This is a genomic window from Idiomarina sp. H2 (genome assembly GCF_004364275.1).
Lineage (GTDB): Bacteria > Pseudomonadota > Gammaproteobacteria > Enterobacterales > Alteromonadaceae > Idiomarina > Idiomarina loihiensis.
The window spans coordinates 172046-187365 of record NZ_SNZY01000001.1 but is presented as its reverse complement, the minus strand read 5'-3'; the positions used below and the strand labels follow the sequence as shown (position 1 = coordinate 187365).

Sequence of the window (15320 nt, the reverse complement as noted above, 5' to 3'; positions counted from 1 at the left end):
ACTCTTTCAACTATCCACTCTGGTTGTCTGTTATCTGCTGCGGTACACTAGCTTCGCTATTACGATAAAAATAAAACCAAGGACATGATATGAAGCCATCCCATATTCTTCTGCCCGTTACATTAAGCCTGCTGGTAGCGGCTTGTGGCGCATCAGAACCCGAGTCAAAAACGACGGAAATCCGTGCTGAGGAATCCAATATTCGTGCTCATTTAGAGTTTCTTGCAGACGATGACCTTAAAGGTCGTGAAACCGGTAGCAACGAGCACGAAATTGCCTCGAACTACATCGTTTCTGAATTCAAGCAGTTAGGCCTTGAGCCTGCAGGTGATGACGGCACTTATTATCAGCGCATTCCTTTTCGTAAAAGTACACTGAAAGAAAACAGCGCCCGAATGACCTTTGAAAACAATGGTGAAGTGGTCGAGTTTGAATTCCCTAAGCAATTCATTACCGGTCCAAGTCATTATGAAGAAAAGGACGAAATTACTGCGCCATTAGTTTTTGTCGGCTATGGTATGGAAGCTCCTGAATTTGGTCTTGATGACTACAACGGCCTTGACGTAGAAGGCAAAATTGTTGTCATGTTAACCGGCCGTCCGGAATTTTTACCTAGCGAGGAAGGTGCTCACCTGGCCAACATTAAAAGTGATATTGCCCGCGAAAAAGGTGCTGTTGGCATTATTACACTACACACACCAGTGCGCGAAAAAACTCGCAAATACGAAACCAGTGTTTATTACACCAAGACACCTCGCATGACCTGGTTAGGTCCTAATGGCTTACCTAAAGGCGAAGAACAGCAGTTAAAAGGTTCTGCCTATATTGATGATGAACCTGCAGAGAAACTGTTTGCGAATGCTCCGACTGAATTGAGCACTATCTTCGAGAAAATTGAGGAAGACCCGGACTTCTCTCCTAAAGGGTTTGAACTGGAAGGCGAAGTCACCCTGGCTCGTGAATCGCGTCACGAGGAAATTTCCAGCCCTAACGTCGCAGCCGTATTACCTGGTTCTGACAAAACGCTGAAAGACGAATACGTTGTTTATACTGCGCATTCCGATCATATCGGCGTAGTAAAAGACATGAGTCGCGAAGACAATATCAATAATGGCGCGATGGATAATGCCAGTGGCGTTTCCATTATGCTGGAAACCGCGCGCTTGTTTGTAGAGTCAGAGCAAGAATTTGACCGTTCAATTATGTTCTTGTCGGTAACTGCAGAAGAAAAAGGTCTGTTAGGTGCGGACTACTTTGCCAATAACCCAACGGTTCCTTTAGAAAATATCGTAGCAAACGTAAACCTGGATATGCCGGTACTACTGTATGATTTTGCCGATGTCATTGCCTTTGGTGCTTCTCATTCAACTTTGGGTGACACTGTTAGCAAGGCAGCTCAGCAATTCGATACAAAGCAAAGCCCTGACCCTATGCCTGAGCAGGCTATTTTTACTCGCTCAGACCATTACACTCTGGTCAAAAAAGGCATTCCGGCGGTATTTTTAATGACTGGCTTTACCTCACGTACCGAAGGTGAAGACGGCGGCGAAGTCTGGGGCGAGTTTTTTGCTGAGCACTATCACAAGCCCAGCGATGGACTCAATTTAGATATTAACTACGAAGCAGGAGCCCGCTTTACCAATATTAACTTTGCCATTGGTAAAGAAATTGCGAACGCCGATAAGCGTCCACAATGGCTGGAAGACTCATTCTTCGGTAAGCAATTTAACGACTAAGCGTACTGTTAAAGCACAGAACGAATTCCAGGGAGTCTTAACCGGCTCCCTTTTTGTTAGCGACCGTCATTAAACTGTCATTTACGCTCTCTACACTTTTACCATCAGTAGCTGCCGGAGCACTTGATGTTATCTGTAGACAAAGTCGTTAATGACAAGCTTCCACTCATTAAAGGTAAACCCTGGTTAGAAAAGCCAACAACCTGGGTTTTACGCAACCTTTTACACGAAGAAGACATTCAGAAGTTTGGCAAAAGCTCGCCCTCTTTAGAAGGCATAGACTTTGTTGAACACACTCTGGACTACTTCAATTTCACTTACTCCTACTCTTCGCAAGAACTGGATAATATCCCTGTAAGCGGACGTCTGGTTATTATTGCGAATCATCCGATAGGCTCTCTTGATGGGCTGGCGTTATTAAAGTTAGTGAGTGAAATGCGCAGCGATGTAAAAATAGTTGCCAATGAATGGCTGTCTGCACTCGAACCTCTTAATTCTTTATTGCTGCCGGTTAATGTCTTCGGCGGCAAACCCAGCCGCAAAGATATTCGCAACATACATAACCACCTTCACGACGAAGGGTGCGTCATACTGTTTCCTGCAGGTGAAGTGTCGCGGTTACGCCCTAACGGGGTACGTGACACACACTGGCAAAGTGGCTTTCTGAAAATAGCCAAGGCGACTCAAAGTGACATTTTGCCTATACGCCTTGATGCCCACAACTCTGCCTGGTTTTACACCGCTTCTATGGTCTACAAGCCTTTAGCTACCATGCTCCTGGTGAAGGAAATGTTTCGTCAGCAACGTAAGCAGGTTAAGTGTCATATAGGGCAAAGAATTCCGGTTGAAGCCTTTCTTCATCAGGGGTTGAGTGTAAATCAGCAGGTTAAACTGTTTAAAAAGCACCTGTACCGTTTAGGCACTCAAAAAAAGCCGATTTTCCCGACTCAAACAGCAATAGCCCGTCCCGAGTCGCGCCAGCCTTTGAAAGCGGCCATTGAGGCCTGTGAATTACTGGGTGAAACCCCATGTGGCAAAAAGATTTATCTGTATGAATTCAGTGGTAGCTCCCCTATTCTTCGGGAAATAGGCCGCTTAAGAGAAGTGGCTTTTCGCACCGTGGGCGAAGGTACCTGGCGTAAACGCGACCTTGATGAGTACGATACCTGGTATATGCACCTGATACTCTGGGATCCGGATGATCTTGAAATTGCTGGTGCTTACCGTCTGGGCGACTGCAATAAAATAATAGAAACGCACGGCCAAAACGGACTCTACAGTGACGGATTCTATGAGTTCTCAGACGCTATGAAGGAGATTTTTCCGCAAAGTCTGGAGCTGGGTCGCTCATTTGTTCAACCCCGGTACTGGGGTAAACGCAGTCTGGACTATCTTTGGGTTGGTATTGGAGCTCTGTTGCGTAAGCACCCAAATTATCGTTACTTATTTGGCTCTGTCAGTATTAGCAACGCCTTACCAAAGGATGCACAGGCCGCTTTAGTTAAATTTTACAGCAGCCATTTCCCACCGCAAACACCCATGGCAAGGGCGAACATTCCTTATCGTTTAAACACCGACTCAACGGTGCCTGACTTTACCGGTAACAACTACGCCGATGAATTTGTTCTGCTAAAAAGCTACATGGCAAATATCGGTTCCGCCATTCCCACACTTTACAAACAGTACTCAGAGCTATGCGAACCCGGCGGAGTGCAGTTTTTAGAGTTTGGCGTTGACCCGGATTTTAATCATTCGATAGACGGACTGGTGTTAGTGGATACCACCAAACTCAGTGCGAAAAAGCGCAAGCGTTATTTAGAAACGAGATAAGCACTGGCCTGCTGATACCAGTCGCCCAATACAATACGTTTAGCAGGTTTGCCGTCACCGAGAGTAAAGCAATGCACGGCCGGACGGTGTGTGTGACCATGAATTAGCTTTCTAACGCCGTGCTTTTCCATAACATGCAGCACTTCACTGTGCTGAGCATCCATTTTATAAAGCTGTTCCGGGGTTAATTCAGGTCTTTGGCTACTGGATTTTTGCCGTAACCGATTAGCAATACGCATACGCCAGGACAAGGGTAAGCTGCGCATAATACCTTTGACCATAGCATTCTGGATAATAGCCCGATAACGCAGATAGCCTTTATCCAGCGTACATAAGGTATCACCATGCATCAGCAGTATCCGCTCGCCATACAAGTCAATGACCGTTTCATCCGGGAGAAGAGTTAAGCCAACGTCGCTGGCAAAACGCTCACCCACCATGAAATCACGGTTCCCGGCCATAAAGTAAAGGCGTACACCGCTATCCGTCATGTGCTTCAGCTGACTTTTTACTTGCGCCGCAAATTCGCTGGTGTCGTCGTCGCCCAGCCAGGCATCGAACAAATCACCTAGAATATATAGCGCATCAAGATTTTGGTGTTGCTGACAAAAGTCATCAAAAGCAGCCAGAATATCTGGCCGCCCCGGACTTAAATGTAAGTCAGCGATAAAACCGGTGGTCATGGAATCAGTCTTTAACCGACACACTTTCAATAACCACGTCTTCAACCGGCACGTCCTGATGGAAGCCCGCTGAACCGGTTTTCACGTCTTTAATGGTGTTTACCACATCCATACCTTCAACAACTTCAGCGAATACACAATAACCATAGCCATTCGGTGTTTCATTCTGAAAGTTTAAAAAGGCATTGTCGTTCACGTTAATGAAAAACTGAGACGATGCGGAATGAGGATCGGGCGTGCGCGCCATAGCCACCGAGCCAACCACATTGGGTTTTGCTGCCGGCGCTTCGTTTTCAATATTCGCGCGTGTTTCTTTTTGCTTCATGCCGGGCTCAAAACCACCGCCCTGCACCATGAAGTTACTAATAATACGGTGAAAAATTGTGCCGTCATAAAAACCGTCACGGGCATACTGTAAAAAGTTATCTACAGTCTTAGGCGCGGTTTCATTGTGCATTTCTAAAGTGATATCACCATGATTGGTATGTAAAACGACTTGCATTGAATGTACCTGTTTCATTGACTAAACCAGCCAATAGTGTACCAGAGCCGTACCATAGGTGGTATCATAAGCCCCCAGTTTTCATCGCTAACCGTTTAAAAGTAAGAGACACTATTTATGGCATTAACCGTATTTAACACCCTCACCCGCAAAAAGCAGTTATTTGAGCCTATTCAACCCGGCCACGTGGGTATTTATGTGTGCGGTGTTACCACCTACGACTACTGCCATATTGGTCATGCCAGAACCTATGTCGCCTTTGATATCGTTGTGCGCTATCTGCGTAAGCTGGGGTACAGCGTTAAATATGTCCGCAATATCACCGATCTGGACGACAAAATCATTAAACGTGCAGCTGAAAACGGAGAAGATTTTCATCAGGTGACTGAGCGTTTTATTCGGGAAATGCACAAAGATTTTGACGCGTTGAACTTAGTCCGTCCCGATATTGAACCACGTGTAACCAGTCATATGGATGAAATTATCCAGATGATTGAACGCCTTATTGAAAACGGCAACGCCTATGAAGCCGGCAACGGCGACGTTCTGTTTGATGTTTCCACATTTAACGATTATGGCAAGCTCAGTCGTCAGGACTTAGAACAATTACAAGCCGGTTCGCGGGTTGATGTTGATACAGCCAAGCAAGATCCGCTCGACTTTGTACTCTGGAAAAGCGCTAAACCCGGAGAGCCCAGCTGGTCTTCTCCCTGGGGTGAAGGTCGCCCGGGCTGGCATATTGAATGTTCAGCAATGAATAAGAAGCACTTAGGCAGCACTTTCGATATTCATGGTGGCGGCTCTGACTTGTCTTTTCCTCATCATGAAAATGAAATAGCTCAAAGCTGCTGCGCAAATCAATCTGAGTACGTAAAGTACTGGATGCACAGCGGTATGGTGCAGGTCGACAATGAAAAAATGTCGAAGTCACTGGGTAACTTTTTTACGATTCGCAGCGTACTGGAACAATACGACGCGGAAACGGTGCGGTACTTCCTGTTGTCGAGCCACTATCGCTCGCAGTTGAACTATACTCAGGAAAATCTGGATCAGGCGCACTCCGCTCTGGAGCGCTTATACACCGCATTGCGTGACATAACACCGCAAACCGCCAGCGAAGAACTGCGTAGCAAATACTGGCAGAGCTTTCAGCAGGCAATGGACGATGACTTAAACGCACCGGAAGCCATGAGTGTGTTATTTGAAATTGCCCGGGAAATTAACCGCAACCGCGAGAGTGCTCCGGACACAGCCGCGCAGTTAGCGCACGTTTTGCTTGAGCTGGCTGAAGTTATGGGGCTGCTGCAACAGTCTCCGGAAGAGTTTTTACAGGGTGACGACGACGATGTCGCCAAAATTGAAGCGTTGATTGCCAAGCGTAATCAGGCCCGGGAAGATAAAGACTGGGCAGCAGCAGACGAAGCCCGTGATGAACTAACCAACATGGGCATTGTTTTAGAAGACGGTGCTGAAGGCACCCGCTGGCGTCGCGCTTAACCGACAAACTGATTAAGAGGTTTTACCTATGGCATTTGCACAGTTGCAAATCGTCAGCTCACTGGCTGACGCATACTCAAAAGATGGTGCCGACGCACTTATCTTAATTGGAAATTTTGATTCTATTGACGACTCAGCTTTGGCTGAAACTATCCAGCAGGCACAAATTACCGATCAAAGAGTAGGAAAACAGCCGTTGCTGTTAAAAGCAGACGGTGTTCCGGGCCAGCGTTTGGTCGCTGCGCCTACCGGGCCGTTAAACCGTGACTTTGACGATGTCCGTCAAGTTTTCGATGCGGCACATGCTGCAGCAAAAGTCGCACAGGATGCTGGCGCACGCCATCCGGTTATTGCCCTGAATAATGTCAACGTAAATGACGAACGTTATCAGCAAGCCTTTTTAGCCGCTTACCTTGGCTTTTGTCAGGCACTTTATCAGCCACTGGAAGCTCGCGAAGCTCATGGTGAAGAAGCCATTGAACCGACCCAGAACGTCATTTTAGTCGGAGAGCTCGACGCTGAATGGGCTATGGCAGTTGAAGCCGGTAAACGCGTTGCCCGCGACCTTGCAGGTACCGAACCTGAGCGTATGGCACCACCTAAATTCGCTGAGTATTGCCGCCAGGCCTTTGCCCACACTTCGGTTAAGGTCACGGTTATCGATGACTACCAGCAGCTACAGCATGAGTATCCTCTACTGGCAGCCGTTGGTCGCTCGTCAATGGCTGTAGAGCGTCACCGCCCTTGTGTTATTCGCCTTGAGTACCACGGCAATAACCCGGAACGTACGGTCATGTTTGCCGGTAAAGGTATTGTTTACGACACCGGTGGTGCTGACTTAAAAACCGGTGGTCATATGGCCGGTATGAGCCGCGATAAAGGTGGCGCTGCAGGCGTTGCCGGCTTCTTAAAAACGGTTTCGGAAATACAGCCAGAACACCTTAATGTGATTGCTGAAATTGGCGCGGTACGTAACAGCATTGGTTCGGATGCTTTTGTTGCCGATGAAATTATTACCGGCCACAGCGGAAAGCGTGTTCGCATTGGCAATACCGACGCCGAAGGTCGCCTGATAATGGCCGACTTGTTGTCGCATTTACGTGAGGAAGCGGCGAAAAGTGACGGAGAACACGAGTTGTATACGGTAGCAACTCTGACAGGCCACGCAGCCCTTTCAAAAGGTCCATACAGTGCTCTGGTACCCAATGGCCATGCACGTCGTCAAAATCTGGCTCAGGCTCTATTCAATGCAGGCGAAACCTATGGTGACCCGACAGAAATATCCTGGTCGCGTCGTGAAGATTTTGACTTTGTTAAAGGCCGTACCTTATGCGATGACCTGTTGTCATCTAACAACGGTCCTTCTGCCGCTACGCCACGTGGACACCAATTCCCAATGGCATTTCTGACCGGGGTGTCCGGTCTGGACAATCATGGCATTGATAGTGAGCACCCAATAAGTTATATCCATATTGATATTGCCGGTAGCGGTGTGGAAGGCGGAGACTGGCAACACGGCAAACCAACAGCAGCTCCGGTTACTTGTCTGGCGGGTCATTACCTGAAGAAATAACTTTTACGAAAGCACTTTATTGAAAACAATAAAAAATGCCCGGTTCTGGTTAAACAGAACCGGGCATTTTTTTATTTAGCATTTACCTTAAGAAATAAAATCTGGCCCAAAACCATTGGTCCATAAAATGGCGGTTGTTGCCATTAATACAACCATAGCAATAAGACCTGCGGTCACTACCGAGCTCGCGTACAGAAAGCCACGTTCTTCCGGAATGTGCATAATAACCGGTAGGCCTGAGTAAAGCAGGTAAACCGAATAAGCCACACCAATAAGAAAAACGGAAGCAACAAACCACAGCTCAGGATAAATTGACGCTATCCCCGACATAATAACCGGAGTTGCCGCGTAAGCTGCTAATTCAAGCGATTTCGTATAGCTGGGATCAGCACCAAAGGTTTTTGCCATCCAGTAAATTAAGTAAGCCAACGCAAACGTGGCTCCCAAAATACCAATATACATTGCAACGCCAAGCATGATGCCACTGCTTTGGGTAAGATAAATAGACTCGCGGGCACCAACACTCCAGCCGATATGAGCTGAAGCATAGTAAGCTGCCAGACAAGGTAATATTGCTATCAGTAAAATATGAGAACACGAATAAAGAAAGCTCTCACGCTTGCTGTCTATCGATTTCCACTCTTGCGCTGGATGGGCGTATAAACCCCAAATATGATTCAGTATCATAATTTCACTTCCCCATAGTTCGCGGTCATACCGCCAAATTCGTAAATACGTTATAATTTTTGATGCGGGTACTTCTGAAAAATTCACCCCATGTATCTAATATTCAGCACCACCGGTATTCTGTCAAGGCCTTTTGTTATAGAACAAAGGGTTAGTTGTTAATTTCTTATTACACCTTTTACGCCAAGAAGGATCGCTGTGAACTATAGTCTCGTCGAACCCTATCTAAATCTACTCGACCCAATACACTCGTTTTTACTTTGCCGAACACCTCCTGAGTGGGTTAAGCAAGCGTCGCTGGCTGAGAATCTGCCCGTCATCTTACTGGATCATTTGCACTGTGAGCTAAAAGCGGCTCAAAGTGCAGCCTTATTGCTGCGCCGTTATGCCGTTAATAAAGATCACGGACAAACCCTGCTTGACGCTCTGCAGCCATACGAAGACCTGGTTTATCGCGGTATCGGAGATTTTCAACAACTTAAACAAAGCAAGCAGCTGTCTCACGCTTTACAAGCCGCAGAGTCACAACCATACGCCGACGAAATTATTGATAAAATGTCCCGTTTAATTCGGGAAGAGCTACATCACTTCCAGCAGGTTCTTGAAATAATGCAGGCGCGTGATGTGCCCCTTTATAAGCTCAGCGCATCGCGTTATGCGGCCAGCCTGATCCGGCATGTACGTACATACGAGCCGCAGGCTTTAATTGATAAGTTAATTATAGGCGCTCTTATTGAAGCGCGCTCTTGTGAGCGCTTTGCCGCACTGGCTCCTTATCTGGATGAGGATATAGCTCGCTTTTACGTGTCCCTGTTACGTTCAGAAGCACGCCATTATCAGGATTACCTCGAGTTAGCGCAGAAGCTAAGCGATACGGACATTACCGAGCGGGTTAATCAGTTCAGAGAGTGGGAAGCAGAATTGATTATGTCTGAAGATACTGAGCTACGTTTTCACTCAGGAGTACCAGTGCACGCTTGAGTGTGCACCGGCTCTCAAAGTAATAACCGGAAAAACGTCAGCCGTTAGAGCTCTTCCAGCTTTTTGCCAGCGTCGTTGTCATAATAAACATCTTCATCAAAGTCGCCTTCTGAGCGCGCAACCACACAGCTGACCATAGCGTCACCGGTTACGTTAACTGCGGTTCGGGTCATATCCAACAAGCGATCCACACCGATAATAAGGCCAATACCTTCAACCGGTAAACCAACTTGCTGCAGCACCATGGCGAGCATGATAAGCCCAACCCCGGGCACTCCGGCAGTACCGACCGATGCAAGAGTTGCAGTCATAATCACCATCAGGTATTCAGCAACACCTAAGTCCAGGCCATAAACCTGCGCAATAAAGACGGTAGCAACACCTTGCATAATAGCCGTACCATCCATGTTGATGGTAGCGCCCAGCGGCACAGTGAAGGAACCGACACTGTTACTAACACCTAAACGACGGGTAACGGTTTCTAATGTGATAGGCATAGTCGCATTACTGCTTGCTGTGCTAAAGCCAAACAGTTGGGCATCCCGCATCTTACGCATAAAGATACCCGGCTTAACCCGTGCCAGAACGCGCATAAATAAGGGGTAAACAATTAAACCATGAGCGAGCAGCACAAACAGCACAAGCAGGAAGTACTTCGCCAGACTGCCTATCATTTCCACGCCAATTTCCGTAAACAGCTTAGCCATTAACGCAAATACACCATAAGGCGCCAGGTTCATTAAAATAACAACCAACTTCATGATGACCGAATTTAAATCATCAAAAAAGCCTTTCAAACGTTCACCCGGTTTACCAACCAGAGCCATAGAAATACCGAACAGCAATGCAAACACAATAATCTGCAGCATATTGCCTTCAGCCATAGCGTTAATGGGGTTGTCGGGAAACAAATTAACAATGACTTCGCTGACCGATGGTGCTTCACTGGGCTCAAAGCTGGCATCTGAAGCGCGCTCAATACCCGAGCCCGGTTGCACCATAATTGCCGAGCCAATTGCAAAAGTAATTGCTATGGCCGTGGTGACCATATACATGCCCACTGCTTTTCCGCCTAAGCGCCCAAGCTTACTAGGGTCACTTAAGGAACAGGTACCGACCACCAGTGATACAAACACCAATGGCACAACCAGCATTTTCAAAGAGGTAATGAATATTTGACCAACAACGTCGAAAAGACCATTGGTTAAATACAAAGAAACCCAGGCATTATCACCGGCAACGTAACGAATAATGGTACCGAGAATGATCCCAGCGACCATGCCGATAACAATGCGGCTAGTCAGACTGAGTTTTTTCTTTTCGCTCATAAGCGTCCTTTATTATTCATTCTAGAAAAACTGCGACAGCCTAGCAGAAAGCTTTTAAATAAGCAGCTATAAAACTGTAAGCCTCGCTGAACACCTTCTATTGTGCGACATCTGACCGGGTTAAGGAAGATTTTAAGGTATGAATAATAACAGACATACCTTTCGCAAAACGTTCACTTAGCGGTTTACGGATAACATACTGTAATTTTAATACGTCAAAACCTTTATGCTGTTTCATTAACCACGCGTCACTGGTCGTCACTTCATCAATCAGGCCAAGCTCTTTTGCTTCCTGACCTGACCAGACCTCGCCTGTTGCTACTTTGTCTATATCCAGTTCACTTCGGTTTTCCTGAACAAAAGACTTAAACTGACGGTGAATGGCTTCTAAATCCTGTTTAAACTTACGACGCCCTTCATCAGTATTTTCACCAAAGATAGTCAAAGTGCGCTTATATTCACCCGCGGTTAATTGCTCAAAATCGACATTATGCTTTTTCAAAAGCCGATGAAAATTCGGTATTTGCGCAACCACGCCTATTGAGCCGATAAAGGCAAAAGGTGCCGCCATGAGCTTATGACCAACACAGGCCATCATATAACCGCCGCTTGCAGCCACTTTATCTATAGCAACATTAACGATTAAGTTATGCTCTCTCAAACGCAGCAACTGAGCCGCCGCCAGACCATAACCATTAACCACACCACCGCCGCTTTCCAGTCTTACCAGTACTTCGTCTTTCTCGGTGGCCAAGTTTAGAATAGCGTTGACTTCATGGCGTAAACTGTCGACCTCTTTTGCATCCATGCTGCCTTTAAAATCAATAACAAAAAGACGTTTCTCTTTATTCTGCACAGCCTTCTTTTTCTTTAACGCTTTCAGTGCTTTTTTCTGAGCTTTTTTATCCATAAGCTCAATTTTCAATTGTTCACTCAGCTCATTCAGCTCTTTAGATAAATGCGTGACTTGTAAGTCACCTTTACTCTTTTTCTGTTTCTGCGCCGCTTGAGCAATAAGGCCCACAATAAAACCAACAGCCACCACAATAATAGCGGCTTTTAGTAAAAAGCCTCCAATATCAGCAACAAAATCCATACCACTCTCCTAAAACGAAAAAGGCCAGCATAACTGCCGGCCTTTGAATACCAAGTGTTCAATAACCTGAGATTATTCTACCAAATCTGCGTCGCTGATTGTCACTTGCATCATATCAGATGCAAACCAAAATGCGATTTGTTGCTGCATTTCAGCCGTAACCGCCGCAGACGATTCTGAACTAACTAATGAAGCGTGCTCTGCATCACCGCCAAAACGAACGATGCCCGACACTGAATTGCCATCAGGTGTTGTTGTCTCAGAAATGCCCTCTAAACCTAGTAATCCGGCTAGAGGTTCGGTACCTGCCAAAGGTTTATTTTCAACTGCGTTTGGAATTACTGCATCACCTACAGCTTCAATCATAAGTACAGGTGTTTCCGATGCGACTACGCTACTTGCATAGTTAACAGGGTCGCCTGAATCGATAACGGTCTGAGCCGCAAAAGCGAACTGTTCAAGAGTTGCATTAATTTGCGCAACTTGCTGTTCTGACGCTTGTGCCATAAATCCTGCGTAGAATTCTTCAAGAGTCGCGCCGCCAGCGATAGCCTGGTCGGCCGCCGCTTTAAACTCTGGGTTAGACGAATAGAGTAAAGTTGCTTTAATAGTCGGTCCGAAGCTGTCAGAAGCCAATAGGAAACTCGCTATGCTACCACCTGGCATACCTAAACTTGAGGCTTGAACAGAAAACTGTCCATCAAGAGCCGCAAGCGGGCTGTCTTCACCGAAAGACGTATTAGCTAAGGCTGTGAAACCAGTTCCGGCAATTGCGCCTAAAGAATGTCCAACAAAATGCACATCCTGACCGTTTAGTTCTTCTGTAGCACCCGCATCCTGAAAGTAATTCAAACTTAGACGAAGCCCAATAAGGTCAGTAATAGACTGACGCAAGTTATCTCGTGTCGTTAATAAACTGCTTAAGTTCATATAAGCGGTAACGCCACTTTCACTGGATGCGTCGATATCATCAGTGCCGTCATTGTCGACATCAAATGCACGCCCGCCATGCAATGGATGGTCGATGGCAACAGTCGCAAATCCGGCTACTGCGAAAGTCCCCGCTATTGCTGCAGCATTTTCTTTCTCGCCCGTAATACCGTGTTGGAAGATAATAACAGGCCAACCATTGGCCGGAGCGGTTAAAGGATCAAGCCCCATTGTAGCTCGCACGCCATTTGCCGTTGCCAAATCAGGAATGGTAATAAACGCTTCTATAGTCTGATCGCCCTGATTTGCAGGAATAGGATTATATCGAGTTAAATTGCGTTCCTCATCAACACCTTCAATATCAAAGCAGTCGTTAGGCGGCAGCATCAATTTTGGATCATCAATCATTGCAGCACTGATTCCCTCAGCTGCAGCATCAATTTCACCAGCCTGCAAAGCATTTAGTATAGCAGCCGGACTATCACATTGAGCCGTCCACCGTCCTGTCAAAGGTGCATTTGGGTTCTCTGTAGTAGGTAACGGCGAGTAATAAGGTAAGTCTACCTGCCCTCCATAAACTTTTGCTGCACTTGCTACAGCCAGAACGTTCGGATCAGTAATTCCTGCGCCGGACAAAACCGTATTCAAAGTAATCCCCTGAGAAACGGCTTGAAGCACTGGTGGATTAGAAGCCGAAACCCGTTGTCCTAGTAAACTTTTTGTCGCGCCCAAAACATCACCCACAGACTGTGTAGTAAAGTTCGAGCTGTAAATCACGCCTTCAGGATCAACGCCAAACTGCTCTAAAGAACCTTCATAACTGTTAACCAGGCGCTGCAGAGAGACTGCACTTGCATCACCTGAAACAGGCTTCTCATCGGCATTACGCTTCATTAATGTATAGGTTTGTGATGGTTTAACATCGCGACCGAGGGAGTCTTGAATATTGTCGGTCAATACCACCAGGTAACCGGTTTTAGGTTTGAATGGACGCAGTGGTACAACGGCAACACTGCCCTCACCCGTTGCTTTAACCGTAAAGTCGGTATTGTGTTCAAGCTCACCTGTTACGGCACATACAGCCGCAGGATTTGCAGCGGCACATTGCTCAGAAACAGCGCTGCCGCCCTGAATCGTTTCAAATACCCGTATTGAACCCTGAGCTTCCAGGCTCGCAGCTTCAATAGTGACTTTCTCACCGTTTTCATCAACTGGTAATGAGAAATTAAAAGTTAAGGTTGAGTGCGTACCCCAGCCATCAAGCCCATTGATAGCAACCTGAGGGTTTGCTATATCTGACGCATCTTCAACCGGCAAATTCAACGTACCGTCAACTGATCCGCTTAAGAGTATGTTTGTTGGTACAGGTAAAGCACCATTCGACGGATCAAAAACTACGCGAGACGCAGCAACACTAACTTCAGTTTCTGTAACAGGAGCTTCGTCACCGCTACCACAGCCTACAAGGCTAAGTGCAGAACCAATTGCAAGCGGAAGTAATAATTTCTTCATGAGGTATCCTCAATTCTTTTTATGATTTGTTATTTTACGTCTTCTCTTAACGATTTTTATACACCTGTATCAAATAAGATGAAAGGCTTTTTACCGATTTTTCGTTCGTTTGCTGAGAAGTTACTCGAATATCGTTACAATAGCCCACTCACCCGACCACAGTCCAATGGTATTAAGAAACTGTTATGGAAATTAAAACCGTACATGATTATCAGGCAAGCCCTGAATTATTGAAAAATAAGGTTATTTTAGTTACTGGTGCAGGCGACGGAATTGGTCGTCAAGCTGCTCTAAGCTACGCGGAACATGGTGCTACAGTTATTTTACTGGGGCGTACGGTCAGCAAGCTGGAGTCGGTCTATGACGAAATTATCGCTCAGGGAAGCCCACAACCGGCAATTATTCCGCTAGATATTAAAGGCGCGACAGAAAATCATTACCGCGATATGGCAGCGACCATTGCCGATCAGTTCGGTAAGCTTGACGGCGTGCTGCATAACGCTGGTTTGCTTGGCATTCTGTCCCCTTTTACTCACATTGAAAAAGACAGCTGGGACGACATTATGCAGGTTAACGTAACGGGTCAGTTTGCCATGACTCAGGCACTGATTCCGGTAATGGAGAAGTCGCCAAATGCATCGTTAGTATTTACCTCCTCCGGCGTAGGAAGAAAAGGACGCGCATTCTGGGGGCCATATTCGGTCAGTAAATTTGCCACCGAAGGCATGGCTCAGGTTATCGCCGACGAGTATGAAGGTACTAAATTACGCACTAATGTCATTAATCCCGGCGCGACCCGCACAGCAATGCGTGCGAAGGCGTATCCGGCAGAAGACGCTAAGTCGCTTAAAACGCCGAAGGACCTGATGCCAACTTACTTGTACCTGATGAGCGACGCCAGCATTCCGGATAATGGCTTGTGCTTCGACGCTCAGTAAACCGGCAGCTTCGAACTGACGTATCGG

General features: G+C 46.6%; 12 protein-coding genes. 6 read left to right on the top strand and 6 right to left on the bottom strand.

The features are described 5' to 3' along the window. Window positions 1-89 precede the first annotated feature (89 nt). Window positions 90-1736: a M28 family metallopeptidase gene (locus DET62_RS00970; protein ID WP_110012652.1), complete on the top strand. Its 1647-nt coding sequence runs from the start codon at window positions 90-92 to the stop codon at window positions 1734-1736. A 126-nt stretch (window positions 1737-1862) separates the two neighbouring features. After that, window positions 1863-3566: a GNAT family N-acyltransferase gene (locus tag DET62_RS00965; protein WP_011234281.1), complete on the top strand. Its 1704-nt coding sequence runs from the start codon at window positions 1863-1865 to the stop codon at window positions 3564-3566. Here the strand turns inward: DET62_RS00965 and DET62_RS00960 are convergent. Together DET62_RS00960 and DET62_RS00955 are read right to left on the bottom strand one after the other, a co-directional pair. Next, on the bottom strand, window positions 3548-4249 hold the full coding sequence (locus DET62_RS00960; RefSeq protein WP_011234282.1) for a UDP-2,3-diacylglucosamine diphosphatase: 702 nt from the start codon (window positions 4247-4249) through the stop codon (window positions 3548-3550). The two genes, DET62_RS00965 and DET62_RS00960, sit on opposite strands and share 19 nt — an antisense overlap. Before the next feature lie 4 nt (window positions 4250-4253). Next, window positions 4254-4751: a peptidylprolyl isomerase gene (locus tag DET62_RS00955; RefSeq protein WP_110012653.1), complete on the bottom strand. Its 498-nt coding sequence runs from the start codon at window positions 4749-4751 to the stop codon at window positions 4254-4256. Between the two features lie 117 nt (window positions 4752-4868). On the opposite strand from DET62_RS00955, the gene cysS reads away from it, so the two are divergent. Both cysS and DET62_RS00945 read left to right on the top strand, forming a co-directional pair. Beyond that, the gene (gene cysS / locus DET62_RS00950) at window positions 4869-6248 is read left to right on the top strand and encodes a cysteine--tRNA ligase (RefSeq protein WP_110012654.1); all 1380 of its coding nucleotides are present in this window, start codon (window positions 4869-4871) and stop codon (window positions 6246-6248) included. Between the two features lie 28 nt (window positions 6249-6276). Continuing rightward, window positions 6277-7821, top strand: coding sequence for a leucyl aminopeptidase family protein (locus tag DET62_RS00945; protein ID WP_110012655.1), 1545 nt, complete (start codon window positions 6277-6279; stop codon window positions 7819-7821). An 87-nt stretch (window positions 7822-7908) separates the two neighbouring features. On the opposite strand, the gene DET62_RS00940 is transcribed toward DET62_RS00945, so the two are convergent. Continuing rightward, entirely contained in the window at window positions 7909-8508 is a 600-nt protein-coding gene (locus DET62_RS00940) for a Yip1 family protein (RefSeq protein ID WP_011234286.1), read from the bottom strand. Window positions 8509-8706: 198 nt separating this feature from the next. Between DET62_RS00940 and miaE the strand changes: the two genes are divergently transcribed. Then, on the top strand, window positions 8707-9489 hold the full coding sequence (gene miaE / locus DET62_RS00935) for a tRNA isopentenyl-2-thiomethyl-A-37 hydroxylase MiaE (protein WP_011234287.1): 783 nt from the start codon (window positions 8707-8709) through the stop codon (window positions 9487-9489). Between the two features lie 44 nt (window positions 9490-9533). On the opposite strand, the gene DET62_RS00930 is transcribed toward miaE, so the two are convergent. From DET62_RS00930 to DET62_RS00920, 3 genes are all read right to left on the bottom strand, one after another. Further along, window positions 9534-10817 carry a dicarboxylate/amino acid:cation symporter gene (locus tag DET62_RS00930; protein WP_110012656.1) on the bottom strand — a complete coding sequence of 428 codons (1284 nt, stop codon included), beginning with the start codon at window positions 10815-10817 and terminating at the stop codon, window positions 9534-9536. A gap of 97 nt (window positions 10818-10914) precedes the next feature. After that, window positions 10915-11913: a protease SohB gene (sohB, locus tag DET62_RS00925; RefSeq protein WP_110012657.1), complete on the bottom strand. Its 999-nt coding sequence runs from the start codon at window positions 11911-11913 to the stop codon at window positions 10915-10917. Window positions 11914-11985: 72 nt separating this feature from the next. Further along, window positions 11986-14355 carry a VolA/Pla-1 family phospholipase gene (locus tag DET62_RS00920; RefSeq protein WP_110012658.1) on the bottom strand — a complete coding sequence of 790 codons (2370 nt, stop codon included), beginning with the start codon at window positions 14353-14355 and terminating at the stop codon, window positions 11986-11988. Window positions 14356-14540: 185 nt separating this feature from the next. On the opposite strand from DET62_RS00920, the gene DET62_RS00915 reads away from it, so the two are divergent. Then, window positions 14541-15293 (top strand): YciK family oxidoreductase, encoded by a 753-nt coding sequence (locus tag DET62_RS00915; protein ID WP_110012659.1) that lies wholly within the window; start codon window positions 14541-14543, stop codon window positions 15291-15293. Window positions 15294-15320 lie beyond the last annotated feature (27 nt).

Bases quoted from the DNA above. Each gene is read 5' to 3' on its own strand.
- DET62_RS00965 (WP_011234281.1), top strand. From the start codon at position 1,863: ATGTTATCTGTAGACAAAGTCGTTAATGACAAGCTTCCACTCATTAAA.
- DET62_RS00955 (WP_110012653.1), bottom strand. From the start codon at position 4,751: ATGCAAGTCGTTTTACATACCAATCATGGTGATATCACTTTAGAAATG.
- DET62_RS00915 (WP_110012659.1), top strand. From the start codon at position 14,541: ATGGAAATTAAAACCGTACATGATTATCAGGCAAGCCCTGAATTATTG.
- cysS (WP_110012654.1), top strand. From the start codon at position 4,869: ATGGCATTAACCGTATTTAACACCCTCACCCGCAAAAAGCAGTTATTT.
- DET62_RS00970 (WP_110012652.1), top strand. From the start codon at position 90: ATGAAGCCATCCCATATTCTTCTGCCCGTTACATTAAGCCTGCTGGTA.
- DET62_RS00920 (WP_110012658.1), bottom strand. From the start codon at position 14,355: ATGAAGAAATTATTACTTCCGCTTGCAATTGGTTCTGCACTTAGCCTT.
- DET62_RS00930 (WP_110012656.1), bottom strand. From the start codon at position 10,817: ATGAGCGAAAAGAAAAAACTCAGTCTGACTAGCCGCATTGTTATCGGC.
- DET62_RS00960 (WP_011234282.1), bottom strand. From the start codon at position 4,249: ATGACCACCGGTTTTATCGCTGACTTACATTTAAGTCCGGGGCGGCCA.
- DET62_RS00945 (WP_110012655.1), top strand. From the start codon at position 6,277: ATGGCATTTGCACAGTTGCAAATCGTCAGCTCACTGGCTGACGCATAC.
- DET62_RS00940 (WP_011234286.1), bottom strand. From the start codon at position 8,508: ATGATACTGAATCATATTTGGGGTTTATACGCCCATCCAGCGCAAGAG.
- sohB (WP_110012657.1), bottom strand. From the start codon at position 11,913: ATGGATTTTGTTGCTGATATTGGAGGCTTTTTACTAAAAGCCGCTATT.